This window comes from Bordetella holmesii (assembly GCF_020735985.1).
Lineage (GTDB): Bacteria > Pseudomonadota > Gammaproteobacteria > Burkholderiales > Burkholderiaceae_B > Bordetella > Bordetella holmesii.
The window spans coordinates 963,322-987,986 of record NZ_CP085973.1; the positions used below are offsets into that span (position 1 = coordinate 963,322).

The 24,665-nt window shown below is 61.6% G+C and carries 24 protein-coding genes, 1 tRNA gene and 2 pseudogenes; 18 read left to right on the forward strand and 9 right to left on the reverse strand.

Annotated features, from left to right (window positions below; translation table 11 throughout):
- Nucleotides 1-47 precede the first annotated feature (47 nt).
- From LK440_RS04515 to LK440_RS04520, 3 genes and pseudogenes are all read left to right on the forward strand, one after another.
- Entirely contained in the window at nt 48-965 is a 918-nt protein-coding gene (locus LK440_RS04515; RefSeq protein ID WP_005014877.1) for a LysR family transcriptional regulator, read from the forward strand.
- Nucleotides 966-1,234: 269 nt separating this feature from the next.
- Complete coding sequence (locus LK440_RS18170; protein WP_005013624.1) at nt 1,235-1,525, forward strand: IS3 family transposase; 291 nt, start codon at nt 1,235-1,237, stop codon at nt 1,523-1,525.
- Nucleotides 1,522-2,307 (forward strand): annotated as a pseudogene (locus LK440_RS04520) (IS3 family transposase); the annotation flags it as partial. The gene LK440_RS18170 and the pseudogene LK440_RS04520, both read left to right, overlap by 4 nt.
- On the opposite strand, the gene LK440_RS04525 reads toward LK440_RS04520, so the two are convergent.
- Nucleotides 2,225-3,501 (reverse strand): IS3 family transposase gene (locus tag LK440_RS04525; RefSeq protein WP_375371942.1). Its coding sequence is split into 2 segments (ribosomal slippage): nt 2,225-3,246 and nt 3,246-3,501, totalling 1,278 coding nucleotides; the frame shifts between segments, so codons are not numbered across the junction. The pseudogene LK440_RS04520 and the gene LK440_RS04525 sit on opposite strands and share 83 nt — an antisense overlap.
- A 91-nt stretch (nt 3,502-3,592) precedes the next feature.
- On the opposite strand from LK440_RS04525, the gene LK440_RS04530 reads away from it, so the two are divergent.
- The 4 genes from LK440_RS04530 to LK440_RS04545 all read left to right on the forward strand — a co-directional run bounded on the left by LK440_RS04530 (nt 3,593) and on the right by LK440_RS04545 (nt 7,498).
- Nucleotides 3,593-4,591 carry a threonine/serine dehydratase gene (locus tag LK440_RS04530; RefSeq protein WP_227944780.1) on the forward strand — a complete coding sequence of 333 codons (999 nt, stop codon included), beginning with the start codon at nt 3,593-3,595 and terminating at the stop codon, nt 4,589-4,591.
- Between the two features lie 64 nt (nt 4,592-4,655).
- A complete protein-coding gene (locus tag LK440_RS04535) occupies nt 4,656-5,666 on the forward strand; it encodes a DUF4392 domain-containing protein (protein ID WP_005014872.1) in 1,011 nt (336 codons plus the stop codon).
- Nucleotides 5,663-6,136 carry a RidA family protein gene (locus LK440_RS04540; protein ID WP_005014869.1) on the forward strand — a complete coding sequence of 158 codons (474 nt, stop codon included), beginning with the start codon at nt 5,663-5,665 and terminating at the stop codon, nt 6,134-6,136. The genes LK440_RS04535 and LK440_RS04540 overlap by 4 nt, the downstream gene beginning before the upstream one ends.
- A gap of 42 nt (nt 6,137-6,178) precedes the next feature.
- Nucleotides 6,179-7,498: an MFS transporter gene (locus LK440_RS04545; protein WP_032826798.1), complete on the forward strand. Its 1,320-nt coding sequence runs from the start codon at nt 6,179-6,181 to the stop codon at nt 7,496-7,498.
- 559 nt (nt 7,499-8,057) lie between these two features.
- Here LK440_RS04545 and LK440_RS04550 read toward each other — a convergent pair.
- The gene (locus tag LK440_RS04550; RefSeq protein ID WP_005014866.1) at nt 8,058-9,518 is read right to left on the reverse strand and encodes a phospholipase D-like domain-containing protein; all 1,461 of its coding nucleotides are present in this window, start codon (nt 9,516-9,518) and stop codon (nt 8,058-8,060) included.
- Nucleotides 9,519-9,650: 132 nt separating this feature from the next.
- Here LK440_RS04550 and LK440_RS04555 point away from each other — a divergent pair.
- The 3 genes from LK440_RS04555 (at nt 9,651) to LK440_RS04565 (ending at nt 10,939) form a co-directional block, all read left to right on the forward strand.
- Nucleotides 9,651-9,726 (forward strand) — tRNA-His (locus tag LK440_RS04555).
- 375 nt (nt 9,727-10,101) lie between these two features.
- Complete coding sequence (locus LK440_RS04560; protein WP_005014865.1) at nt 10,102-10,431, forward strand: carboxymuconolactone decarboxylase family protein; 330 nt, start codon at nt 10,102-10,104, stop codon at nt 10,429-10,431.
- 214 nt (nt 10,432-10,645) lie between these two features.
- Nucleotides 10,646-10,939: a hypothetical protein gene (locus tag LK440_RS04565; protein WP_005014864.1), complete on the forward strand. Its 294-nt coding sequence runs from the start codon at nt 10,646-10,648 to the stop codon at nt 10,937-10,939.
- A 3-nt stretch (nt 10,940-10,942) separates the two neighbouring features.
- On the opposite strand, the pseudogene LK440_RS04570 reads toward LK440_RS04565, so the two are convergent.
- The 3 genes and pseudogenes from LK440_RS04570 to ypfJ all read right to left on the reverse strand — a co-directional run bounded on the left by LK440_RS04570 (nt 10,943) and on the right by ypfJ (nt 13,429).
- A pseudogene (locus LK440_RS04570) lies at nt 10,943-11,706 on the reverse strand (DUF1828 domain-containing protein).
- Nucleotides 11,703-12,254: a hypothetical protein gene (locus LK440_RS04575; RefSeq protein ID WP_005014861.1), complete on the reverse strand. Its 552-nt coding sequence runs from the start codon at nt 12,252-12,254 to the stop codon at nt 11,703-11,705. Before LK440_RS04575 ends, LK440_RS04570 begins: the two are co-directional and overlap by 4 nt.
- A gap of 329 nt (nt 12,255-12,583) precedes the next feature.
- Nucleotides 12,584-13,429 (reverse strand): KPN_02809 family neutral zinc metallopeptidase, encoded by an 846-nt coding sequence (ypfJ, locus tag LK440_RS04580; protein WP_005014860.1) that lies wholly within the window; start codon nt 13,427-13,429, stop codon nt 12,584-12,586.
- 64 nt (nt 13,430-13,493) lie between these two features.
- On the opposite strand from ypfJ, the gene LK440_RS04585 reads away from it, so the two are divergent.
- The 4 genes from LK440_RS04585 to bamC all read left to right on the forward strand — a co-directional run bounded on the left by LK440_RS04585 (nt 13,494) and on the right by bamC (nt 16,979).
- Nucleotides 13,494-14,120 (forward strand): L-threonylcarbamoyladenylate synthase, encoded by a 627-nt coding sequence (locus LK440_RS04585; RefSeq protein ID WP_005014859.1) that lies wholly within the window; start codon nt 13,494-13,496, stop codon nt 14,118-14,120.
- Nucleotides 14,121-14,204: 84 nt separating this feature from the next.
- Nucleotides 14,205-14,852, forward strand: coding sequence for a site-2 protease family protein (locus tag LK440_RS04590; protein ID WP_005014858.1), 648 nt, complete (start codon nt 14,205-14,207; stop codon nt 14,850-14,852).
- An 85-nt stretch (nt 14,853-14,937) separates the two neighbouring features.
- A complete protein-coding gene (gene dapA / locus LK440_RS04595; RefSeq protein ID WP_005014857.1) occupies nt 14,938-15,843 on the forward strand; it encodes a 4-hydroxy-tetrahydrodipicolinate synthase in 906 nt (301 codons plus the stop codon).
- Between the two features lie 17 nt (nt 15,844-15,860).
- Nucleotides 15,861-16,979: an outer membrane protein assembly factor BamC gene (gene bamC, locus LK440_RS04600; protein ID WP_005014856.1), complete on the forward strand. Its 1,119-nt coding sequence runs from the start codon at nt 15,861-15,863 to the stop codon at nt 16,977-16,979.
- Between the two features lie 70 nt (nt 16,980-17,049).
- On the opposite strand, the gene LK440_RS04605 is transcribed toward bamC, so the two are convergent.
- From LK440_RS04605 to mutS, 3 genes are all read right to left on the reverse strand, one after another.
- On the reverse strand, nt 17,050-17,295 hold the full coding sequence (locus LK440_RS04605; RefSeq protein WP_169510522.1) for an endopeptidase: 246 nt from the start codon (nt 17,293-17,295) through the stop codon (nt 17,050-17,052).
- Nucleotides 17,296-17,540: 245 nt separating this feature from the next.
- The gene (locus tag LK440_RS04610) at nt 17,541-18,728 is read right to left on the reverse strand and encodes a ribosomal protein uL16 3-hydroxylase (RefSeq protein ID WP_005014850.1); all 1,188 of its coding nucleotides are present in this window, start codon (nt 18,726-18,728) and stop codon (nt 17,541-17,543) included.
- The gene (mutS, locus tag LK440_RS04615) at nt 18,725-21,352 is read right to left on the reverse strand and encodes a DNA mismatch repair protein MutS (protein ID WP_227944781.1); all 2,628 of its coding nucleotides are present in this window, start codon (nt 21,350-21,352) and stop codon (nt 18,725-18,727) included. The genes LK440_RS04610 and mutS overlap by 4 nt, the downstream gene beginning before the upstream one ends.
- Nucleotides 21,353-21,933: 581 nt before the next feature.
- Here mutS and LK440_RS04620 point away from each other — a divergent pair.
- A complete protein-coding gene (locus LK440_RS04620) occupies nt 21,934-22,200 on the forward strand; it encodes an LPXTG cell wall anchor domain-containing protein (protein ID WP_005014849.1) in 267 nt (88 codons plus the stop codon).
- On the opposite strand, the gene LK440_RS04625 is transcribed toward LK440_RS04620, so the two are convergent.
- Complete coding sequence (locus LK440_RS04625) at nt 22,197-23,216, reverse strand: zinc-binding alcohol dehydrogenase family protein (protein ID WP_005014844.1); 1,020 nt, start codon at nt 23,214-23,216, stop codon at nt 22,197-22,199. The two genes, LK440_RS04620 and LK440_RS04625, sit on opposite strands and share 4 nt — an antisense overlap.
- A 13-nt stretch (nt 23,217-23,229) precedes the next feature.
- Here LK440_RS04625 and LK440_RS04630 point away from each other — a divergent pair, with 13 nt between their 5' ends.
- From LK440_RS04630 to LK440_RS04635, 3 genes are all read left to right on the forward strand, one after another.
- A complete protein-coding gene (locus LK440_RS04630; RefSeq protein ID WP_456062016.1) occupies nt 23,230-23,979 on the forward strand; it encodes a LysR family transcriptional regulator in 750 nt (249 codons plus the stop codon).
- Between the two features lie 22 nt (nt 23,980-24,001).
- Nucleotides 24,002-24,220, forward strand: coding sequence for a LysR substrate-binding domain-containing protein (locus LK440_RS18175; protein ID WP_429791082.1), 219 nt, complete (start codon nt 24,002-24,004; stop codon nt 24,218-24,220).
- A gap of 65 nt (nt 24,221-24,285) precedes the next feature.
- The gene (locus LK440_RS04635; protein WP_005014840.1) at nt 24,286-24,504 is read left to right on the forward strand and encodes a dodecin; all 219 of its coding nucleotides are present in this window, start codon (nt 24,286-24,288) and stop codon (nt 24,502-24,504) included.
- Nucleotides 24,505-24,665 lie beyond the last annotated feature (161 nt).

Genomic DNA, 24,665 nt, shown 5'->3' on the forward strand with positions numbered 1-24,665 from the left:
TCCTTCAGGCTGGGGTTGCCCTGACGCCCCTCAGGCAAGATGACCCCATGAGTTTCAAAAGTCTGGAAGTGTTTTATTGGGTGGTCACACTCAATAGCTTCAACAAGGCTGCGGCCAAGTTGCATACGACCCAACCGGCCGGCTCGCAGCGGGTGGCAACGCTGGAGTCGCAACTGGGCATCAAGGCCTTGGACCGTACGTCGCGCACGATCAAGCTCACGGCCAAGGGCCGCGTACTCTACGACTATGCCGAGCGCTTCATGGCCTTGCATTCCGAAATGATGCAGAAAGTGGCCGAAGAGCAGGCAGTAAGCGGGGTGATCCGTTTGGGCGTGGCGGAAACCATCGTCCACACGTGGCTGGTGGAATTTCTCGAGCAATGCCGCAAACGCTACCCCAGCGTCACGATAGATTTCGTGGTGGACATCACACCCGCTTTGCGCGAGGAGCTCAAAAGCGGCGCGCTGGACATGGCGTTCATGCTGGGGCCGACGCACGACGATGATCTGGTCGAGACCGCGCTTTGCAGTTATGAGCTGAATTTTCTGTCTGCACCAGGACTGCGGCTGGGCAAGGAGCCGCTGTCCAACAGTGACATCGCTGCCCATCCGCTGATCACGTTTCCGCGGCGCACGTATCCCTACACCTTCCTGCGGCAGGAATTGACCACGCCTGAGCATGGCGCGCCCCGCATATTCACCAATTGGTTGTTATCGACCATCGTTCGCATGGCCGAAGATGGCTATGGCATTTGCGTAGTGCCGCGGCTGGCCGTGCTCAAAGAGGTTGAGCAGGGCCGGCTCAAGGTGCGCAGCACGCAGTTGGCGTTGCGTGACCTGTCTTTCGCCGTCGCATATGCCCGTGGCAGCGACGAGCCTACCAAGGCCGCGCTGGCGGCGCTGGCCTGCGAGATAGCCAAAGCCTCGACGGTGGGGCATCGCCGGCGTCGGCGCCCTGCAAAATAAGGGGTAAGTGCTTTCCCTGATTGCCAGGGGCTTCGCGTACGGTGGCCGGCTGCGGTCTCCCATGAGAATGTTGAATCAATAAGATAATCTTATTATTCATGATAAAAAATCAAGATTTGTTGTTATAGAAGGGCTCCGCTGTAATGCCAGCGTGACCTGCCCCCAGATTTAGTACGGCACCGACATAGAGCCCAGGGGTAAAAGACTGAATCGCCCCGGGTTTCCTAGACACCTAGTTGCCTCACAATTAAGGCGATATGGAGGTGTGTATGGAAGGCAAGACATCGCGGCAGCGATTCTCAGAAGAGTTCAAGGTACAGGCGGTAAAGCAAGTCACCGAAGGGGGACACAAGGTCGGCGATGTTGCGACACGATTAGGCGTGAGTCCCCACAGCCTTTATGCATGGCTCAAGCGGTATTCGGGCAGTCCTGAGCAGCGGACGCATCAAGATAGCCAGAGCGCGGAGGTCCGTCGGCTTAAGGCTGAGCTCAAGCGGGTGAGCGAGGAGCGCGACATCCTAAAAAAGGCCGCCGCGTACTTTGCCAAGCAGTCCGGGTGAAGTACGCGTTTATCAAGGCCCATGAGGAGCAATACGCTGTGCGTCGCCTATGCGCAGTTTTGGGGGTACATCCCAGCGGCTATTACGCTTGGAAGGTGCAGCCTGTGAGTGCGCGCGGGGCACAGGATAAGCGCGTCGGCGCGCTCATCGAGCAGTGCTGGGAAGACAGTGGCCGGATCTACGGTTATCGTAAGATCAGCAGTGACTTGAACGATATGGGAGAGCGGTGTGGCAAGCACCGCGTGGCCCGCTTGATGCGCCAAGCTGGCTTGCGATCACACACAGGATACGGCCGTCGTCCGGGAGGCCGAGGTACTCGTCCCAGCGTTGTTGCTCCGAACCATCTACAACGCCAGTTCCGGGTCGATGCCCCCAACCAGGTCTGGGTGACCGACATTACCTACATCCGAACACACGAAGGTTGGCTCTATCTTGCCGCGGTATTGGATCTGTTCTCGCGGCAGATCGTGGGCTGGTCCATGAGCGATCGGATGACCCGAGAACTTGCCATCAACGCATTGCTGGCTGCGGTCTGGCGTCGTAAACCAGAGGCCGAAGTACTCGTGCATTCAGACCAAGGGAGTCAGTTCAGCAGTCATGACTGGCAAGACTTCCTGAAAGCCCATCGGTTGCGCCCCAGCATGAGCAGACGAGGAAACTGCTATGACAACGCCGTTGCTGAGAGCTTCTTTCAGTTGCTCAAGCGTGAAAGAATCCGACGCAAGATCTATTCCACTCGCGACCAGGCACGCGCCGATGTGTTTGACTATATCGAGTTGTTCTACAACCCACGACGGCGCCACAGCTATATCGGCCAGGTTTCTCCGGTAGAGTTCGAACGGCGCTACTTTTTGATGAACGGGACTGTCTAAGAAACCCGGGGCGATTCAGACCTTCTTTCTGATGAGCCTGCACGAATTGCGCCGGCGTTAAATATCCGAGCGCGCTGTGAGGCCGATCGGTGTTGTACTCGACTCGCCAGTTTTCGATCAAGCTTTTAGCCTGTCGCAGGGACAAGAACCAGTGCTCGTTAAGGCATTCGTCGCGGAACTTGCCGTTGAAACTTTCGATATAAGCGTTCTCCACCGGCTTACCCGGCCGAATAAACGACAGCTTTACGCCTGCTTGGTAGGCCCAGGCGTCCAAGGCTCTTCCGGCGAACTCTGGCCCGTTGTCCACGGTAATAGATCGCGGCAGGCCACGCATCTCCGCCAGCCGTTGCAGCACCATGGCAACACGCAGTCCCGGCAACGACGTATCGACCTCGATGGCCAGGCATTCGCGAGTGTAGTCATCGACGATAGTCAAACAGCGGAATCGGCGGCCATAGGCTAGGCCGTCGGCCACAAAGTCCATTGACCAACTCTGATTCGGCGCGATTGCCGCTAGGCGAACCACGCGCTCGGTCGCCGCGATTCGCTTACGCTTTCGTTTTCGCACGCTTAACCCTGCCAGACTGTACAGCCGCCAGATTCGCTTGTGATTTGCTTGCCAGCCTTCGCGACGTAAGAGCACATGGATCCTCCGATAGCCGTAGCGTCGTTTCGCCACTGCCATCTCTTTCATGCGCTCGGTCAGCGCAGCATCGCCTGAGCGTGTGCTCTCGTAGGCAAACAGCGACCGCGAAATTCCTACCAGCCCACAGGCCCGGGTAACACCCATGCTGCGCTCGGTCATTAATGTCCTGACCGCCTCGCGTTTGGCCTGCGGGCTGACTACTTTCGGCTTAGCAGATCCTGAAGCGCCGCCTTGTCCAGCATCGACTCGGCCAACAGCTTCTTGAGCTTGTTGTTCTCCTGCTCCAGCTCCTTGAGCCTCTGAGCGTCCGACACCGTCATGCCACCGAACTTCGCCTTCCAGTTGTAGTACGTTGCCTCGGAGATTCCATGCTTGCGGCACAACTCTGCGGGCTTGGCACCTGCATCGGCTTCCTTGAGCACGCCGATGATTTGCTCTTCCGTAAATCGTTTCTTCATTGCCATTCCTTTGGGAACGGACTCTACATCGATTTCGTACTAATCACGGGGAGCAGGTCAAGCGCAATCTCGCATTCAGCAAGGAGCCGTCTTGTCTACCCCCTCTTCTCAAGCCGCTTTTGCAGTGTCGTTCAGCGACGTGCAGCAAGCCTACGAACGCATCCGTTCGCACATCGTCCGCACCCCATTGCTGGAGAGCGCCACACTCAATGAGTTGCTGGGAGCCCGCGTTCTGGTCAAGGCCGAGTCGTTGCAAAACGCCGGTGTGTTCAAATTTCGCGGTGCCGTCAACCGGCTCCTGCAACTGAGCCCGGCACAACGCCAGGCGGGCGTGGTGGCATTCTCGTCAGGCAATCACGCGTTGGCCACATCTGCGGTGGCACGCAAACTGGGGATCCCCGTCTCCATCATCATGCCGTCGGACGCACCCAAGGCCAAGATCGATGGCGCGCGTGCAAACGGCGCGACGGTAGTGCTTTACGACCGCCAGAAAGATGACCGCGAAGCCATCGGTGCAGAGATCGCCGGCCGTACCGGGGCGGCGATCGTCCCGCCTTACGATGACCTCGACATCATGGCCGGGCAGGGCACGGTGGGCCTGGAGATCGTCGAGCAGGCCAGGGCAATGGACGCGCGTCTGGATGCGGTCATCGCCGCGTCCAGCGGCGGTGGCCTGGTTGCGGGAGTGGCAATCGCCGTCAAGGCCCTGTCGCCCGATACCGCCATCTTCGCCGGCGAGCCGGCAGGCTTTGACGAACTGGCCCGTTCCCTGGCCTCGGGTCAGCCTGAGAGTAATGCGCCCGGAGCAGTGTCGATCTGCGACTCGCTGCAAGTCATCAAGCCCGGCAAGCTCACATTCCCCGTGAATCTGCATTACCTGGCTGGCAGTCTCGTGGTGACCGACGATGAGGTACGGCGGGCCATGAAGGCCGCCTATCAACATCTGCGTTTGGTCGTCGAGCCAGGCGGCGCGGTACCGCTGGCAGCGTTGTTGGCCGGAAAGCTCGATGTCGCGGGCAAAACCGTTGCCATCGTGCTGAGCGGCGGCAATGTAGACACCTCTGTATTCATCGAAGCACTCAACGCCTGAACTCATCAGGCTCAATTCTGATTCGAATACCTATCATCGCGTCGCGCGCACGATCGATGATTTCATGCGCATCGACTATACCGGCGTGGGCTTGATCGGCCACCTGTACGCTGCCCTGCAATCCCGCCAGCCTGGTTACGCCTGCATGGGGGCGGCCGAACGACTGTTCAAGGCGTCCCAGGACAGCACGGGCCCGATTTTGATCGCCACGGGTTTCCCGGAGGGCGGCGGGGCGCCCGAGACCGATGGTCCCATTGGCGCGGCTCTGATGGCGCGCGCTTTCTTTCTCGGTCTGCGGCGCGAAACCGTCATCGTCATCGATGAAGATTGGGAAGAGATGATGGTCGCCACGTGTCGCGGTGCCGGATTGGCGCCGATGCCGTTTCCGGCCGACGGGGTGATCAAGCCGCTTGACTTCCTGCGGCCGGTCTACATCAAGACCGTACCGAAGGATGACAAGGGCGCGCATGCCATTTGTGACGATCTGATTGCCGTGACCCGTCCATGCGCGGCCATCGCCATCGAACGTCCGGGCCGTAATGCCAAAGGGTTGTATCACGGGCTTGGCGGGCGCCCGCTCGATGGGCTGGTGGCCAATCTGGATTACCTGTTCGACAAGGTCAAGGGCGCCGGCATCCCTTTCATTGGCATTGGCGACGGCGGCAACGAGCTTGGCATGGGCGTGATTGCCGAAGACCTGCCGCGCTTTTCCCCCAAGGCGGCCGACACGGGCACGCCAGGTCGCGGCGGGGTGGCGGCGGTGACAGCCGCCGACTGGCTGGTGGTGGCGAATATTTCCAATTTTGGCGCCACGGGCGTGGTGGCGGCCCTGGCCGCGTTGCTCGAGAACCCGGTGGTGTTTCACGAGCCGGAGCTGGAGACTCGCAGTACGCAGTTGTGCGTGGCCAGCGGTGGGGTGGACGGAATGTTCATGGCGCCTGAACCGGCACACGACGGCATTGCCATGCAAGAGTATGCCGGCATGGTGCAGGCCTTGCACGGCAGTGTGATGCGCGCGCTGGGACATTCGGTCAATTGGCAGGGGCATCGCGGCGACTGGAGGCAACTGAAATGAGCCACACAACCTTCTCCGGGCGGCTGGCCGAACTGGGCAAACGCTTGCCGGCCGTCAATCCGCCTCGTGGTAGCTATGTTCCGGCTGTGCTGGCCGGCGAGTTGCTGTTCATCGCCGGCCAGGCACCTCGGCTCGACGGCGTGCTCAAGTACGCCGGTCGGGTCGGCCGGGATCTAAGCGTGCAGGCAGGGCGCGAGGCTGCGGAATTGTGCGCGCTGAACGTGCTGGCTCATCTGGCCGCTGCCTGCAACGACGAGCTCAGCCGGGTCGTCGGTGCCGTGCGGTTGGCCGGTGTCGTCAATTGCGCCGAGGACTTCGATGCGCACTCCAAGGTGCTGGACGGGGCATCGGAACTGATTGCCGCCGTGCTGGGCGAGCGCGGGCGGCACGCCCGCATTGCCACCGGAGCCTCATCACTGCCATCGGGGATGGCGGTGGAAGTCGAAGCCATCTTCCAAATCAAACCATGAGTTCATGGCGGTAATTACGCCAGACATAGCAAGGGGAAAAACGTGCAAGCAATTCTGACTCCGTCTACAACTGCGGCACAACCACTGGACCGCCACGCCGTCTATCGCAAGATCGCATTGCATATCATGCCGTTCTTGATGCTGTGCTACGTGGCGGCGTATCTGGATCGCATCAATATCGGCTTTGCCAAGCTGCACATGCTCAATGATCTGGGCTTTAGCGATGCAATCTACGGGCTGGGCGCGGGTTTGTTCTTCATCGGCTATCTGATTTTTGAGGTGCCGAGCAATCTGCTGATGATGCGTATCGGCGCGAAGAAAACCATCTCTCGCATCATGATTCTGTGGGGCTTTATCTCGGCGGCTTTTGCCTTCGTGGAAACGCCGACGCAGTTCTATGTGTTGCGTTTTCTGCTGGGCGCGGCCGAGGCCGGTTTCTACCCTGGGGTCATTCTCTATTTGACCTACTGGTTCCCCACCAACAAGCGCGCGAAGATGGTTGCTCTTTTTGTGGGCGCCGTACCTTTGTCGGGCATGATCGGAGCGCCGCTGTCCGGAGCGATCATCGGGCTTGGCCATGGCGCCCACGGCCTGTCTGGCTGGCAATGGATGTTCCTCATCGAAGCCGTGCCATCGTTGATTCTCGGGCTGCTGTGCCTGAAGTTCCTCGCGGACACGCCGGCCAAGGCAGGTTGGCTGTCTGCCGCAGAGCGCCAACTGGTGCAGGATGAACTCCAGGCAGAGAAGGCGCTGACGCAGCACGACAAATCCACCGGTTCACTCGCCGCCACGCTCAGGGACAGGCGCGTCTGGAAGATGACCATGATCTGCTTCTGCTCGGCGATCTGCTCCTACGGGGTCTCGTTCTGGCTGCCAACCTTGGTGCAGCAGCTCAACGTGGGCGACGTCATGCACGTTGGCCTGTATACGGCCGTTCCTTTCACCGCAGCCTTCGTCATCATGTATTTGATCGGGCGCAGCTCTGACCGCATGCGTGAACGCCGCTGGCACTTGGTTGGGCCGTTCAGCTGCGTATGCGTCGGTCTCATCGGCAGTGTGATCTTCCATGATTCGATGGGCCTGGCGTTGCTGTCGCTGACCGTGGCGGCCGTGGGGGCCTACAGCACGACATCGATGCTGTTCACCATACCTGGGTTGTTCCTGTCTGGTGTAGGCATGGCGGCAGGTGTGGCCATGATCAATTGCTTCGGCGGCCTCGGTGGCTTTGTCAGCCCTTATGTGGTGGGTCTGGTCAAGGACATGACAGGCAGCACGGACAATGGCGTGATCTTCATCGCCACCATTGCCCTGGTCGGCGCGGCGCTGACGCTGACCTTGCCGAAAAAACTCGTCAATCGATAGTTTCCGGTACGGCCATGACCGCCATGGCTGGCTAATCCGCTCTCCGAGTTTGCACCCGGCCCCTCGCCACCTGGCTCCGCCAGCGCGGCGAGGGGCTATCCATGTGGGGGCTGCGGCGGCTCGCCGTCGTCCCCGGTCGTGCTCGTGCCCTCAGGATTGGATGTGCGCTGCCTGGTGTCAGGGGTAGCTCCCGCACGCCAGCGTGCCGATAAGGAGACGTCATGGATCCATGGGTTAATCAGGTATTGCAGGGTTATCAGACCCGCATGGATCAGGAGCGGGCGCTTCCGCGAACGGAGCCGCCGGGCGGCCGCGATGGTGGTCATGATCAGCGCATGCGTGCCACCGGCGCGCAGACTGGTGACGTCGATTTTGTGTGTGTGGATCTCTGGAAGGAAAGGCCTATGCCCGAGCCCTGCGCGCCAAGCCCGGCACACAGAGCGTGCTGCTGCCTGTTGGCTCCGGAATCGAGGTCAGCCGCTATTTGCCGGCCCGATTGTCGGCTGACGCAAAAAAAAGCGGCCTTGCAGGCCGCAGCGTCCGGGTGCTTTGGCGACGTTTAAAGATAGGGCGTTGCCAACCAGATCACTTTATTGCGTAATCGGGTGGCAAAAGGTCTGGCCAGCAACGACTCCAATGTGACGCGCTGACCCGCGGCGATGCGGGCATCGATGCGGGCAGACACCCATTGCGCCAAGCTGGCATCGTAGACTTCCGTGTCCAGTTCAAAATTCAAGCGCAGGCTGCGCGGATCCAGATTTGAGGACCCCACGTACGACCAGACACCGTCGACGGTCATCAGTTTGGAATGGTCAAACGCACCGCCCGCGCGCCACACTCGGCAGCCGGTGCGAACGATCTGATCCAGTTGTGCCTGCATGGCGTAATCCACCAGGCGCAGATTGTTCTTGTCCGGGATGACGACATCGACCACCACACCCCGCCGGGCTGCTGTAGCCAGCGCGCCGATCAGTGTCTGGTCTGGCAGGAAATAGGGCGACTGGATGCGCACATGATGCTGCGCGACGGCCAGGGCCCCGAGCAGCATATTGTGGTTGTTGCCCAGCGCGCGATCCGGCCCCGAGGCCACGCAGCGCACCGGCACGGTACCGGCGGATTCGGTCAGCCTCGCGGAAAACCAGGGTTCGCCGGCCAGGGTTTCGTGGGTGGTGAAATTCCAGTCATGGGCGAACACCGACATCAACTGGCCCACGACCGGACCATGAAGTTCGAAGTGGGTGTCGTGATTGGTTTGCGCGCCAGACAAGGCGGACACGAAGGCCGCTCGGATATTCATGCCCCCGGTCAGGCCATGGCAGCCGTCGACCACCAGAATCTTGCGGTGGCTGCGCAGATTGGCATAGGGCATGCGCAAGACCCCCAGGGGGTTGGTCATGAAGCGGGCCGTGGGCACACCGCCTTTGATCAGCCGGCCCACGATGGGCGGGTGGGAGTAGCGGCTACCCACGGCATCGATGAGCACCCTGACTTGCACACCGCGAGCCTGCGCCTCGATCAACGCGTCGGCGATTTCACGCCCGATCGGATCGTTGTCGAAGATATAGCTCTGCATTGCGATGCAGTGTTGGGCCTGACGAATGGCGGCCAGCATGGCGGGATAGGTCTCGTCGCCGCCATTGAGTGGGCGTACGCGATTGCCACCCAGAAGCTGAAAATAACTTAACTGGTCACCCAGCGTGCGCAGGGAGGAAAACTGTGCGGCGCTATAAGGCACGACGTCGCCCAGTGTGGCCGAACGCAGCAGATCCACATTGGCGACAGCCGCTTCGTCGCGCTGCTGCGACACCAGGCTGCGATGCGTGCGGTTAACGCCGGCCACGAAGTAGAGCAGGGCGCCAAAGATCGGCGAAAACATGGCTACGCCTACCCAGGCAATGGCGGCGCGTACGTCCTGTTTGGTCATGGCCACGTGTATGGCGGCTACGGTCCCTGCGATGACGCTGATGGCAAATACCAAGTGCGGCCAGTACTGGCTCAGAAGTTCGTCAATATGCTCCATGCGCATTCCATACGGCTGAAGTCGCACCGCGCGACTCTGTTCCCGCGCAAGGATAGCAATCCTGGCCGCTTGGTCAAACGGAAATTGGCGCACACCGTAAATTTTGTGCTAGAATTCTTTTTCTTTGCAGCGGTGGCTGTAGCTCAGTTGGTAGAGTCCCGGATTGTGATTCCGGTTGTCGTGGGTTCGAGCCCCATCAGCCACCCCACCGAATGTAGATGAATCAGGCGCTTGAGCGATTGCTCAAGCGCCTTTTTTATTTTCTTGCGCGGGCCGCAAACGCCTGGCGGGCTCGCTGTCTGCGGGCAGGTTTGCGGCGGTGCCTGAGTGTGCCGAACCACCGCAGCCGTGGCCCATTATGTGGTCTGATTCGACTGCATCACGCATCTCCTGCGTGTGGCCCGCCTCGATGCGGCAATGAGATCGCCGTTGCGCCAGCCGTTCGGAGCGTGTCGGGGTGGCGCCGGCGGCTCGTACTGCAAAATGCGCCAAGCGTCTATTTCAAGGTTGGCCGGGGCCTCGCACAATGGCAGTCGCAAACGCAATGGCGCGTTTGCTCACAGCCTGATGCCAAGGAATCGCCATGCTCGATTGGGACGACTACCGTAAAGACTTGAAGACCCGTATTGCCGAACTGGGCGTGCTGTCGCCCGGCACGCTCAGTGGGTATCAAATGCTGGCCGGGGCCGCCGGCAAGACCGCGCAACTGGACGGAAAAACCCGCGAACTGATCGCCTTGGCGGTAGCGGTGACCACACGTTGCGATGGCTGCATCGCGGTGCATGCTGCGCAGGCCGGCCGGGAAGGGGCCACGAAGGAAGAGATCGCCGAGGCGCTGGGCGTGGCCGTCGCGCTCAATGCGGGTGCCGCCATGGTTTACTCGGCCCGTGTGCTCGATGCGCTGTCCGATTAGGGAGCCGCGGAGACATGCCGCGCAGCATCGGGGGCGTTTTTCTGCCGTCGGCCGCCGCACCGTCGGGCGGTCACATACGGCGTCTATCCTGAGCGGCGCGGGATGGTGGTAGTAAGCCAAGATACGCGCAGGCTTCTTTCGCTTGGCCAGTAGGGTGCACCAAGCGTTCTAAGCAATTACAAAATATATCGCTACTGAACAAAAGATACGGGGTATGCTCATAATCAGAGAGGGTGTCCCAGTGTTAGCAAACAACTCGGTTTACAAGGGATACCGCCTGACGGCAAAGGTGGCGCGCGAGGTGAGTCCAGCCGCTAGTGGCCCGTTGTTTACGGCGACCATAGTCGTTGTTCAGGCGGATTCCATTCACGACGAAGGTGATGAGTATCCGGTGCCCTGCTTCGCGGAGGGGGCCAGCGTCTACAGCCCTAGAGAGGCTGTCCATGCGGCGGTCACGCATGGCCGCGAGATCGTCGACGGCCTGATCACGATGTCCCGCGCCGTCTGAGTGTCAGCCGGTGAACAACTCGGTCCAGTTGCGCGTCCGATTGAGGGTGCGCACCAGCGCTGATTGTTCGAGAATGGCCGTAGCCTTTTTGAATTCCTCAGTAGAAGCGCCATCTTCCAGGATGACCATGCGCGCATTGCGCGCATCGGCCATTTTGACGTCCGACATTTTTCCGTGGGTTTGATAAACCTGGGTCCAGTCGACTTTTTTCCGGCTTTCAGGGCAATCGGCTCGATGTAAGTGACCGAGTTGTTTTGTTCGGCGCGTACGGCAAATACAAAATCGGCGGCATGGCCGCTGCTGCCCTGTGCGCGTGCGCCCTTGAGCAGGCGGTTCGGCCCCAGGGCATCGAGCAGTGCTCGACCCACTTGGGCCCGGAAGCGCAAGCGACTGAATTTGGGCATCCACTTGGCGCATTGGAAAGACAGGGCCATGGCTAGCTTCACGGCATCCCAGAGCGCTTCCTGCAACTGGCTCTTGGGGCCGCTGGCCACAATGGCTCCGCCTTCGTCGAAACTCGCGAGAGTCACGCCCGGCGTCTGGTTGAGGACTTCCAGGCGCTTGCTGACAAGTTCGATCCCGTAGTTGGCCGCGTGCATCGCGGTTTCGCCGCCATCGGTCAGATAAAAGCTTTCGTCATCCGGGTACGCGATGAAAAAGGCGGCGTGTTGCCCGTCCAGGCCTAGCGTCATGGGGGCAATGGCGCGGATGGCGCGTTCGCCGGCGGGGATGACCGTCCAGCCGGAAGCTTCGAGGAAATTGCTCATAGGATCAATTCGATTTGGCGGCCTTTCAAGGGATGGGCAAAGCCGCCGGCCAGCGTCAGATTCGCACGCGGCAGAAAGTAGTCGATCAGTGCCGAGATGCTGCTCAGCGCCGGGATGATGGGTTCGGCATAGCCTTCGCCTTCGGCTACCCAAATGTGCTGGTGGCTGCGATCGGTCAGCACGCGGCGATAATTGGGCAGGCCGTTGCCCACCAGGCTGCTGTGGAAGCTGTCATCGCTGTCCACACTCAATACTCGGTGCGGGCCGACAAACAGGCTGGCGCTGAAGGTCTCGCCCATCATGATTGCGGCCTGGCCTTGCACGCTCGTGCGTGGGCTGCGATAAAAGACGCGAAAAATCACATCCTCGCGGACCTCGCCTTTGACCTTACAGGCTGAACCAAACTCCATCCACAAGCCAGGCGCAGCCGTGCCCGAGGCATTCAGCGGCCGGTGCACCCAGGAAATCGGTTTTACGGTTTCCTTTGGTTCGGCCAGGATCTCCTGGACCTCGTCCGGGGTGATGAGGGGTTCGACTTTGTTGGCCATGGGCGAAAAAAAGAATGAATGCGTATGCCAGTCCAGGAGCGGGGCGCCGCCCCTCCAGCCAGTGAGGTCTTGCGCGCAGAGCCTGCCGCCAACCTTGGAGCCTGACCGATGGGATTGGGCTCCCTGGATGGGTTGCGGCAAAAAGTGCCTCGCCAAAGAGACATCCAGGCGACAGAGCCGCACGCTCGAACAAGTGCGATCCAGTCATGTACGCAAAAGGGGCGCTATCTTACAAGATAGCCAGCCTTCAGGCTGAATGACCGCATCCGGTATGGTAACTGGCTAGAAAAACCACAAAGTATGCGGGTTTTATGTGCGAGCGACAAGTCTTAGAGCTGGCCTGCGCCGAAGGTGTCACAGTGGCGCAGATCGCCGGATTCCAGGCCGCGCTTGAACCAGCGCACGCGCTGGGCCGAGCTGCCGTGCGTGAAGGCGTCAGGCACGACATAGCCTTGACTCTTGCGTTGCAGGGTATCGTCGCCGATGGCGCTGGCGGCGTTCAGGCCTTCTTCGATATCACCGTTTTCCAGAATGTGGCGCGCCTGATTGGCTCGCCGTGCCCACAGGCCGGCAAAACAGTCCGCCTGCAGTTCCGTGCGAACCGACAACGCATTGGCCTGAGCCGGGTTGAGTCGCCTGGCCTGATCGACCTGGTCGGCGATGCCCAGCAGGTTTTGGACGTGATGGCCGACCTCGTGAGCGATGACATAGGCCTGGGCAAAGTCGCCCGGCGCGTTGAGCTTGCGCTGCATTTCGTCGAAAAAGCTCAGGTCCAGATAGACCTTGCGGTCGGCAGGGCAATAGAACGGCCCCATGGCTGCCTGTCCGGTGCCGCATGCCGTTTGCGTGGCGCCACGGAAGAGCACCAGCTTGGGCGCGACATACTGGCGGTTGAGGTCGCGCTGGAATATCGTGCTCCAGGTGTCTTCGGTTTCGCCCAGGACACGGGCGATGAACCGGCTGGCTGGATCATCGCTACGCGGCGCCGGCGCCTGCTGTTGCCCGGAGTCGGGGCCTTGGGCCATTTGCAGCACGACTGAGGGGTCGACCCCAAAGTACATGGCGACCAATGCGAGCACAATGGTGCCCAGGCCGATGCTGCCCTTGCCAAGGCGTGGGCCTTGGCTGCGGCGGTCTTCAATATTGTCACTTTCGCGCGAATCATCCATGCGCATGGCGCTCTCCTTGGGCGTAGCCGGCTGCATGGCCGGTTCGCAGGACTAATGGTAGGATAAATCCATGGCTCTGCATCTGACTATTCATCCCGATAACCCACAGGCGCGTCTGCTCAAGCAGGCCGCGCAGTGCATCAGTGACGGCGGTCTGGTCGCCGTCCCGACCGACTCCAGCTATGCGGTGGTCGCCCGGCTGGACGACAAGGACGCCGCCGACCGTCTGCGTCGGCTGCGGGGTCTGGATGAGCGCCATCACCTGACGCTGTTGTGCCGCGATCTGGCCGAGATCGGCCACTTCGCCAAGGTCGACAACCGGCAGTACCGTTTGCTGAAGCTGGCAACGCCGGGGCCGTGGACCTTTATCCTCGAGGCAACACGTGAAGTGCCGCGGCGCGTATCGCATCCTTCCCGCAAGACCATAGGGATACGCGTGCCCGAGCATGCGGTCGCGCTGGCTTTGCTCGAGCAGGTGGGTGCCCCTTTGCTGTCGACGACGCTTATCCCCCGCGACGAAGAAGATGCCCTGAACGATCCCGAAGACATCGGGCTGCGCTATGCGCACGAGTTGGCCGCCGTGATCGACGCCGGTGCGTGCGCGCAGCATCCGACGACGGTCATTGACCTTACCGGTGACGAGCCGGTGGTGCTGCGGCGCGGACGCGGTGATCCGCAAGCGCTGGGTTTGTCCTGATCGGGCAGGCAGCAAGTGCTCTCTCAGTGTTGATTTGCGACGGCATGCCCCACGGCGCCAAGCTGCCTCTACAATGGCGCGGCCATGAACGACATCATTCAGACCATCGCCGTCTACGCGATCCCTGTTATTTTCGCCATCACCTTGCATGAGGCTGCGCACGGCTACGTTGCTCGCCTGTTTGGCGACCCGACCGCCCAGCAGGCAGGGCGGGTGACGCTCAACCCGCTCAAGCATATCGACCCCGTGGGGACTTTGCTGGTGCCGGTCGTCATTTTGTTGACCTCCAAGCTGTTGGGCGCCGGCGGTTTGTTGTTTGGTTGGGCGAAACCCGTTCCAGTTGATTTCGGACGTCTGCGCCGCCCCAAGCGCGATATGCTCTGGGTTGCGCTGGCGGGGCCGGCGTCGAACCTGCTCATGGCCATTGTCTGGGTGCTCTGTTTTCGGCTCTATCGCGAAATGGAGCTGACTGAAAATTTCTGGTACGAAATGGCCCAGGCCGGCATCAGCGTTAATTTGGTGCTAATGGCGCTTAACCTGCTGCCTATTTTGCCGCTTGATGGCGGGCGGATTCTGTTTAGCCTGCTGCCGCACCGTCTGGCTTGGCAGTATTCTCGGATCGAACCCTATGGTCTGATCATCGTCCTGTTGCTGTTGGTGACGGATGTCCTGTGGGTGTTGATGGAGCCGATCTTTTCCCTCGGGGCCAGTATCGTGAACTGGTTTCTCTAGGATTTTGTTCAATATCCGGTAAACTCGCCGGTTCAATAGATTGACGCCTGGAGCATGGGTTCCAGGTCAGGAGCCCCTCGAAATCATGGCATCCTCTGCTTTGACCGCAGACATTACTTTCAAGGGCAGCATGGTGGCTTTGGTCACCCCGATGCAGCCCGACGGTAGCCTGGACTACACCGCATATCGGGCGTTGATCGACTGGCATGTCCAGGAAGGTACGAACGCGCTGGTCGTGGTCGGCACGACAGGCGAGTCGCCCACCGTTTCCATGGACGAGCACGCCGAGTTGATCCGCGTAGCCGTGGAGCATGCGGCAGGCCGTATCCCCGTGGTCGCCGGAGTCGGCGCCAACTCCACCGATGAGGCCATTCATCTGGCGCGCCATGCCAAGGCTGTGGGCGCGCAGGCCGGCCTGTCGGTGGTGCCCTACTACAACAAGCCTACCCAGGAAGGCATCTACCAGCACTTCCGTGCCATTCAGGAAGCGGTGGATCTGCCGACCATTCTGTATAACGTGCCCGGCCGTACGGTGGCCGACATGTCCAACGAAACCGTGTTGCGCCTGGCCCAAGTGCCGGGCGTCATCGGCATCAAGGATGCGACGGGTGACATCGCCCGTGGCGCCTTGCTCCTGCGTGAAGTTCCGGCGCAGTTTCAGATCTTCAGTGGCGATGATCCCACCGCCGCGGCTCTGATGCTGCTGGGCGCGCAAGGCAATATCTCCGTGACCGCGAACGTAGCGCCCAAGCTGATGAGTCAGCTGTGCGCCGCCGCCCAGGCCGGTGATGTGCCCCGCGTCCGAGAGCTTAACGCCCATCTGGCCCGTCTGAACAAGGCCTTGTTCGTCGAGGCCAATCCTATCCCCGTCAAATGGGCGCTGGCTCAAATGGGACGCAGCGCGCTGGGTTATCGCCTGCCGCTGGTCGAACTGGGGGCTGCGCATCACGACACTGTTCGTCGCGCACTCCAGGAAGTCGGTCTGCTTTAAATATCGTGAGGACGCGTATGAATACTCGTCATGCCGGCATTTCGGCATTGATGGCCCTGATGTTGTTGTCGGGTTGCAATGACATCAACCAGCTCATGGGCAATGATGAATCCATTGACTACAAGAGCACTCGCCGTGGCGAACCGCTCTCCATTCCGCCAGATCTGACTCAGGCAAATGCCGATCCGCGCTACAAGGCGCCAGCGTCGGGCTCGACCACGTTCTCTCAGTATCAGGCGCAAGGTCAGCAGGTTGTGTCGGCCCCGCAAAGCAGCAATGTCCTGCCGCAGCGTGATGACATGAAAGTCGAGCGCGATGGCAATCTGCGCTGGCTGGTGGTGCAACGCTCACCAGAGCAGATCTTCCCCAAGGTGGTCGATTTCTGGACCGACACGGGCTTTACCGTGGCGACCAATGATCCGCGTTCGGGTCTGATCGAGACCGAATGGGCAGAAAACCGCGCCAAGATTCCTGAAAGCTGGCTGCGTCAGTTGCTCGGTGCCGTGCTGGAAACGGCCTGGGATAGCGGCGAGCGCGAAAAATTCCGCACTCGGGTCGAACGCGTCAACGGCCACACCGAGATCTTCATCAGCCATTCGCAGATGCTCGAGAAGCGCACCGGTCCCGATGGCGGCCAGGTGCAGTGGACCAACGGCAAGGAAGATCCCGGCCTGAACGCCGCCATGCTGGCGCGTTTGATGGTCTATCTGGGCACCGATGTGGACGCTGCGCGCAAGCTGGTGGCTCAGGCCGAGGCCGCGCCCCAACGTCCGGCCGTCGAGCAAAGCGTGCGTGCTGAAGGTGCGATGCTGGTGGTCGCAGAGTCCTTTGACCGGGCATGGCGCCGCGTGGGCGTGGCGCTGGATTCGGGCGGCTTCGCAGTGGATGATCGCGACCGTAGTGCGGGCGATTACTTCGTGCGCTATGTCGACAGCGACACGGGTCTGAAGAACGATGAGCCTGGCTTCTTCAGCCGGCTGTTCGGTGGCGATAAGAAGGCTGCCGCCGCGCAATACCGGATTCATGTGGCCGGCTCAGGGGATCAGACTCAGGTCACCGTGCTCGACAGCAATGGCCAGCGCGATAACAGCGCGACGGCGCAACGTCTGCTGAGCGTGCTCAAGGACAAGATGTAAGTCCTGATGCTGCAATGAAAAACGGCCTTCCGCGATGGAAGGCCGTTTTTTTAGGCGCTGCGCAACCTGATCAGGAGGCCGGCGTGGTGGCTCCACCGCTGGGCGTCGTCGAACCGGTGCCCGGCGTGGTGTCGGGAGCGCTATCTGCCGGAGCCGGATTCGTGCTCGGCTCCGGGGTGGTGCTCGGGGCCGATGGCGAAGAGGTGGGCGTGGTCGGGGTCGGCGTGGCAGCCGGCGCGGCGGGCTCTTCCTTCTTGTTGCACGCAGACAAAGCGACGGCCAACACCGAAGCAACGATCAGGGTTTTGCTCATCATATCGAGACTCCTGTTTGTGGGATTGTGGTGTATCCCTTGGGTATTAGGGGAAACCAGAATCCAGGCTACAGGAAACTGTCAGGCGCTTGGGTGTTGAAATTAAAGCGGTGGCATCCCAATTGCAACAGGGCTTGCGGTTATGTGTATTGCATGTCGAATTGTTGCAAAGCGTGGGCGCAACGGCAGCCGCTTGGGCAGATTCGTCCTAGAGTCGGCTGCACGTCTGAGTTTTTGGGCGCCTAGGATCATGCCCGATAGTGCAGCCAGCCTGAGTCCAGCCAGTCTGCCAGACAGCTGCGTGCGTCGTCAGATAACCGCTTGCAGCGTGGATCTGCGCAGTCGAGCACGCGGGCGTCGGCGAGTTGCTTGAGGGCAGGCTCGGCGCAGACCATGGCCGTTTCGCCGTTGATGAAGAGTTGCTTGCCTCGATAAAGCATGCGGCTGCGCCGGTCCAGAACGAGTCTGCCCAGGGCGGGCCAGTTGTCTTCGAGATCCACGTCGGTTTCGGCGCCGTCGAAAACCGCCAACTGACTGGGCTCCGTGAGCCAGCAGCCGAGAAAACGGGACGCGAGTGCATCATCAAAACGCAACTTGGACAACGTATCCAAGGTGGCTTCTACCAGCGCATCGGGTAGCGCGGCAGGCGTTCGGGTGGCGGCCTGGCCGGGGTCGCGATAGAGCCCATCCAGTTTAGGGCCGGGCAACGCCGGCTCGCCATAAGGGCCTCCTAGCAGGCCGATGCGCGCCATGGCCTGGTCGGCAGCCGCCTCGAGCAAGCCACGGGCCAGTGCAGCCTGTGTCGGCGCCCGAAAGCCGATGGAGATGGTCATGCAGTCATCTCCCACCGCCACGCCATCATGTGCGGCCTGAGGGGGCAGGTAGAGCATGTCGCCCGCCTCCAGGACGACATCGTGTTCGGGCTCGAAGTGACTGAGTATCTTCAGGGGCAGATCCGGTTCGAGCGACAGGTCTTTCTGGCGGCCATAGCGCCAGCGGCGTTGACCGGCGGCTTGGAGCAAAAAGACATCGTAGCTGTCGAAATGCGGACCCACCCCACCACCGTCCGACGCCACGCTGACCATGAGATCATCGAGCCTTGCGTCCGGGATGAAGCGAAAGCGCTGCATCAGCTCTGCCGCGGCATCGCTGTGCAGGTCGACGCTCTGCACCAGCAGCGTCCAGTCCGGCTCGCTGGCCTTGGGCAGACGCGCAAACGGGCCGTTCTCCATCTGCCACTGGCCTTGCTCGCGCCAGATCAAACGCGATTCGACGTCGTCGCGCCGGGCGAGCTTTTTCAGTGCTGCAATCGTCTCCGGCGGCTTGAAGCCAGGAATGGCCTGCCTGATCAACAGGGGCTTGCGCTGCCAGTAGCGGCGCATGAAGTCGTCGGGGGAGATCCCGCCCAGCAAGGCGAGAGGCTGATCGAGGGTCATTGCAGGGCCTTCAGGCGGTAAAGGGCGTCCAGCGCTTCGCGCGGGGTGAGGCTGTCGGGGTCGATATCGGTCAGTGCGGCGTGCAGCGCGGCGCGAACGGCATCGTCCTCGTCACGGTCGGCTTGCGCTTGGTGGTGGGCATCGGCATCGAGCGCAGCGGAAAACAATCCTAGTTGCGGGGTGGGGGCACCTTGCGCCTCCAGGCGTTCGAGTTCACGCGTGGCATGCCGGATGACGGCGGCAGGAATACCGGCGCGTTGAGCGACCTGTATACCGTAACTGCGGCTGGCCGGGCCTTCGCGCACTTCGTGCAGAAAGACAATGCCACCCGCGGATTCGGCTGCGGCCAGATGCACATTGGCTGCCGCGGGTTGCTCCGAGGGCAGCCGAGTGAGTTCGAAGTAATGTGTCGCAAAGAGCGTAAGGGCCCTGTTGTGCGTCACAAGCCGCAAGGCTATGGCCCAGGCAAGCGCCAGGCCATCGTAAGTCGACGTGCCCCGGCCGATTTCGTCCATCAGCACCAGGCTGTGCGGGGTACTGGCGGCCAGTATGGCAGCGGCTTCGGTCATCTCCATCATGAACGTGGAGCGGCTGCCCGCCAGGTCGTCGGCGGCGCCGATGCGGGTGAAGATGCGATCGATCCTGCCCACGCGGGCACGCCGGGCGGGCACGAAACTGCCCGTGCGCGCCAGCAGTGCGATGAGCGCGATCTGTCGCATATAGGTTGATTTCCCGCCCATGTTGGGGCCGGTGATCAGCAACATGCGGCGCGTGGCGTCGAGGCGGCAATGATTGGGGGTGAAGCGTTCGATGGTGCGCTCGACGACTGGATGCCGGCCGGCATCGATATCGATTTCGGCGGTTTCGATCAGGTCCGGGGCGACCCAGTCATGGCGGCGGGCGTGTTCGGCCAGGCTGCCCAAAGCATCCAGCTCGGCCAGTGCCGCGGCCGCGTCGGCCAGCGGTCGAACATAGCCCGCCAGCGCATCGAGTACCTGCTCGAAGAGCCACTTCTCGCGCGCAAAGGCGCGATCCTGAGCCGAGAGGACTTTGTCTTCCCAGCTCTTGAGTTCTGGGGTGATATAGCGCTCGGCGTTTTTCAGCGTCTGCCGGCGTCGATAGTCCGTGGGTACCTTGTCGGCCTGGCCTTTGGATACTTCGATATAAAAGCCGTGGACACGATTGAACTCCACCCGCAGATTGGATATGCCGGTACGTTCGCGCTCCCTTGCTTCGAGTTGCAGCAGAAATTCGCCGCTGTCGGCGGCCAGTACGCGCAACTGGTCGAGTTCCGAGTCAAAGCCCGTGGCGATGACGCCACCATCGCGTAGCGCCAGAGAAGGCTCCTGAGCAATGGCGCGCATCAGCAGGTCGGCAATGGCAGGGTCGAGCGTGAGTTGATCCGCCAATTCGGCCAACCGAGCAGATTCGGCAAGCGGGGCGACCAGCATGCGCAGTTGCGGCAGGGTGCCCAAGGCATCCCGCAGGCTGGCCAGCTCACGGGGGCGCACCGAGCGCAAGGCGAGGCGTGCGGCAATGCGCTCGATATCCGGAAACACTCCCAGGGCCGAACGCAGCGCATCGAGCAGGCCGGCCGCGCCGAAGGTCTGCGCCATGTCCAGCCGCGCGGTCAGCAGCGTGGCGATGGCCTGCTGGCGAGCGGCCACGGGTGCATTCTCGCGCAGCGGATGATGGAGCCAGCGACGTAGTAACCGGCTACCCATCGGCGTGCAGCAATCGTCCAACAGGGAGAACAGCGTCGGGGCATCCTCGCCGGAGAGCGTTTGCGTCAGCTCCAGATTACGCCGCGTGACCGGGTCCATCAGGACATAAAGCCCGGCCCGCTCGGCGCTGATGGTTTGCACGTGCGCCAGGGCCTGGGATTGGGTGCGGGCCGCATAGCGCAGCAAGGCACCCGCCGCGCAGACGGCCACCGGCATGTCCTCGATGTCGAAGCCGGCCAGCGAGTCGGTCTGGAAATGCGCCAACAAGTGCGCGCGGGCACCGTCGGCCTCGAAATGCCAATCGGGTACGCGGGCACGTGCGCCCCCATAGCTTGTATCCAGCTCTGCGCTATCGGCGTAGATGAGCTCGGCCGGACCTATGCGATGCAGCTCCGAATCCAGTAGAGCAGGGGCGCACTCGGTGACGTGGAACTCGCCGCTGGCCAGATTCAGCCAGGCAATCCCTGCGCGAGGGTCGCGCTTGCCCGAGATGCAGACCGCGGCCAGCGCACGATCGGCTTTAGCCGGCAGCAATGCGTCGTCGGTCAGCGTGCCGGGCGTGACGATACGCACGATCTTGCGCTCGACCGGACCTTTGGAGGCCGCGGGGTCGCCGATCTGCTCGCAGATGGCCACGGACTCGCCTAGTGCCACCAAACGGGCCAGGTATTGCTCCATGGCATGTACCGGCACACCCGCCATGGGTATGGGCGCTCCATTGGAGGTGCCCCGTTTGGTGAGCGTGACGTTCAGAAGACGCGCGGCTTTCTCGGCATCCTCATAGAACATCTCGTAGAAATCCCCCATGCGATAGAACAACAGCAACGACCCGGCCTCGGCTTTCAGGCGCAGGTATTGCTGCATCATCGGGGTATGTGCAGAGTGATCTGATTTATTCATTGAATTCGACAACTGGCGGCATCCTTGATCGCCCTTGGGTGATTGTGCTGTCTTGCGAGCCAGGCCGGTCAATGCCGGCAGCCGGCCATGTCTGCAGCTTACTGGAGGACGCCCAGCGTTGCTGCGTCGGATGGCTCGTCAAGCGTGCACGCATAGGTGTCACCTGCCGGCGCAGGCGTGACGGGTTTCGCATCGGCGCTGCGCTGAGGTGCCGCGCAGGATCCCGCGTGGCCTCGGTTCACCTGGGCCTGGCCTCGCGACGGGCCTGGCGGGCACCGGCGACGGCCAAAGACAGCCATCCGGGCGTCGGCGAGGGACCCGGTTCGCAGCGGCGAGCCGGGGAAACACCTGAGCCGGATTGTACGCGCAATGCGGGCCGGTTCCGCGAGGTGATGGCCAGCGAGCGGGGGCCCTGGAGCCGCGCGCGTGTATCGCATGGAGGCCGCGTATCGATCGGGCGAAATTCAAGGCTTGCCGGTCAAGCCCGGCTTGCCGCCACGGTGCAATCACTGGGCAAAGAGCACGGGCATGTTCTACGCTTTGGGGTATTGCCTGGCAGTGACCGGGCGCGGAGATCATGCATGTTGACCATCGTCTTCACGGCCATGGGTCTGGCCATTCTCGGGCTGTTCGGCTATTTCGGGCGCCGGCGGCCGCAACTGGCCTATTTCGGTTTTATCGCCGCATGGTTGGCGCTATGTGTGGCGCATTTGACCTACGCAGTCCGAGTGGCGGCGCTGGGCGATAGTGAAGAGGTGGCCGGTCACGCCGTGGTCTTTGGCGTGCCGGCGCTGGTGGCGTTCGTGCTCGGCGTGGTGGCCGCGCGCAGCGCAAAGGTGCCAGATTAAGCGGCAAAACCCTCCAGTACGATTTTCCCGCGCGCGCGCCCGCTTTCGATGAAGGCATGAGCTCGTCGCAGGTTGGCGGCGTTGATATGACCGTAGTGCTCCCCCAGGGTGGTCCTCAGGCGTGCGGTATCGATCAGCGCGGCGACTTGCTCGAGCAGCTCATGCTGGGCTGCCATGTCGGGTGTTTGGAACATCGAACGAGCAAACATGAATTCCCAGTGCAGCGATGCGGACTTGCTCTTGAGTTGACGCACGTCGATGGCCGACGGGTCGTCGATCACGGCCATGGCGCCCTGCGGTGCGATGGCTTTGACGAGTTCGGGGAAATGCTGGTCGGTCTGGGTGAGGGCGGCGATGTAGCGCACTTGATCATGCCCGGTGGCTGCCAGTTGGGCGGCCAGCGGGCGGCTGTGGTCAATGACATGATGCGCGCCCAGTTCGGTGACCCAGGCCCGGGTTTCGGGGCGTGATGCGGTGGCGATGATGGTCAGCCCGGTCAGTTGGCGAGCCAGTTGTACGAGGATCGAACCCACGCCGCCTGCGGCTCCCACCACCAGGATGGCGTCCTGGCTGGGGCGCTGATTGTCCAGCACACGCAGTCGGTCAAAGAGCAACTCCCAGGCGGTGATCGCCGTCAACGGCATGGCCGCGGCCTGGGCGAAGTCCAGCGAGCCGGGCATGTGCCCGACCAGCCGCTCGTCGACCACATGCAGTTCGCTGTTGGCTCCAGGCCGATTGAGCGCGCCGGCATACCAGACGCGATCACCAGGTTTGAACAGACTGACTTGTGGGCCAACGGCCTCCACGACACCGGCGGCATCCCAGCCGATGACCTCGGGTTGGCCGTCCTGCGGCTTGCGGTTGTGGCGGATCTTCACGTCCACCGGGTTGACCGAGATGGCGTGCACCCGCACGCGCAAGTCGCGCGGTCCGGCGTCGGGCACGGGCAGGTCGATATCCTGCAATGCTTGTTCGTCGCTGGCGGGCAGGTTGCGGGTAAAGGCGATGGCTTTCATCTGTGATCCTCGAGTGCGTGGGGGACTGCATCATCCTGACCCGGTCAGCCTTGTAGAAAAACCCGCTAAGATCTGCTTCAGTTTCAAAGGATTTTTGAAAATGGCCGCCGAGCGAGTGGAAGACCTGCGCATTTTTGTATCCGCCGCGGCGGCAGGGAGTTTTTCCGCCGCCGCACGTGAGTTGGGCTTGACGCCGGCCGTGGCCAGTGCCGCTGTCAAACGGTTGGAAGGGGCATTGGGTGTCCGGCTTTTTGTACGTTCGACCCGCAGCTTGCGGCTCACCGTCGAGGGTGAGCGGTATCGCGACCACGCGCATGCCGCGCTCGCGGCGCTTGCGGCCGGGCGAGGGTCGGTCCAGCGCGACCGTCACTCGATATCGGGTAAGTTGTCCTTGTCCATGCCGTCTGATTTGGGGCGGCATATGCTGCTGCCCTGGTTGGATGATTTTCAGCGTGAGCATGCAGGCATACGCTTGCAGATCCGTATCAGCGATCGTTTGACGGACCTGCATCGGCAAGGGGTAGATATTGCCATTCGGTACGGCGACCCTGGTGATTCAACCATGATCGCGCTTCCTCTGGCGCCGGATAACCGTCGGGTGCTTTGTGCAGCGCCAGAGTATTTTGCGCGCCGCGGTATGCCCCGTGTGCCCGAAGATTTGCATAACCACAATTGCCTGACATTCATGTTGAGCGACGCTCCGCACGATCGCTGGCGTTTCGAGCGCGACGGGAAACACACTGACGTCGCCGTGGAAGGGTGATCGCGCTGCCGATGATGGCGATGTGGTCAGGCGCTGGGCGTTGGCGGGCGACGGGCTGGCTTACAAGTCCTATTTCGACGTTTGCGAGGACTTGCGAGCAGGTCGGTTGGTGGTGGCGTTGCCGGATTATCAGGGCGAGCGTTGTCCGGTATATCTTTTGTGCGTGGAGCGTTCCCGTCTGTCTCCCGCAGTAAGGCGCTTACGCGATTTTCTGTCTGCGCGCTTTGCGCAGGCGGCTTGAGCCCATGTTGGCCTGCCTGCTTGCGGCATGGTTCAATGGGGTTCACTGGCTGAAGGGAGATTGTGATGTCCAAGAAAGCACATGTGTATAAACAGATAGAGCTCGTGGGGTCTTCGTCGGTCTCGACCGATGACGCGATCAAACAGGCCATCGAACGGGCCTCGCGCTCGTTGCGGCATCTCGATTGGTTTGAGGTCACCGAGGTGCGTGGCCATATCAAGGATGGCAAGGTCGAGCATTGGCAGGTCGGCCTGAAACTGGGCTTGCGTCTCGAGGACGAGTGAGCGCTCTGCATCTTTTTTGATCGGCCGTTGCAAGTGGCTGTCGAACAAGGGGATTTTGCCTTTGTTCGGCAACTATTCAAGGGTTTGTCCACATTTTGCGGGGATAACGCACAGAGCCGTTTGCCGCCGTCGTCACCAGTCGCCCGAGCAATTTTTGATCA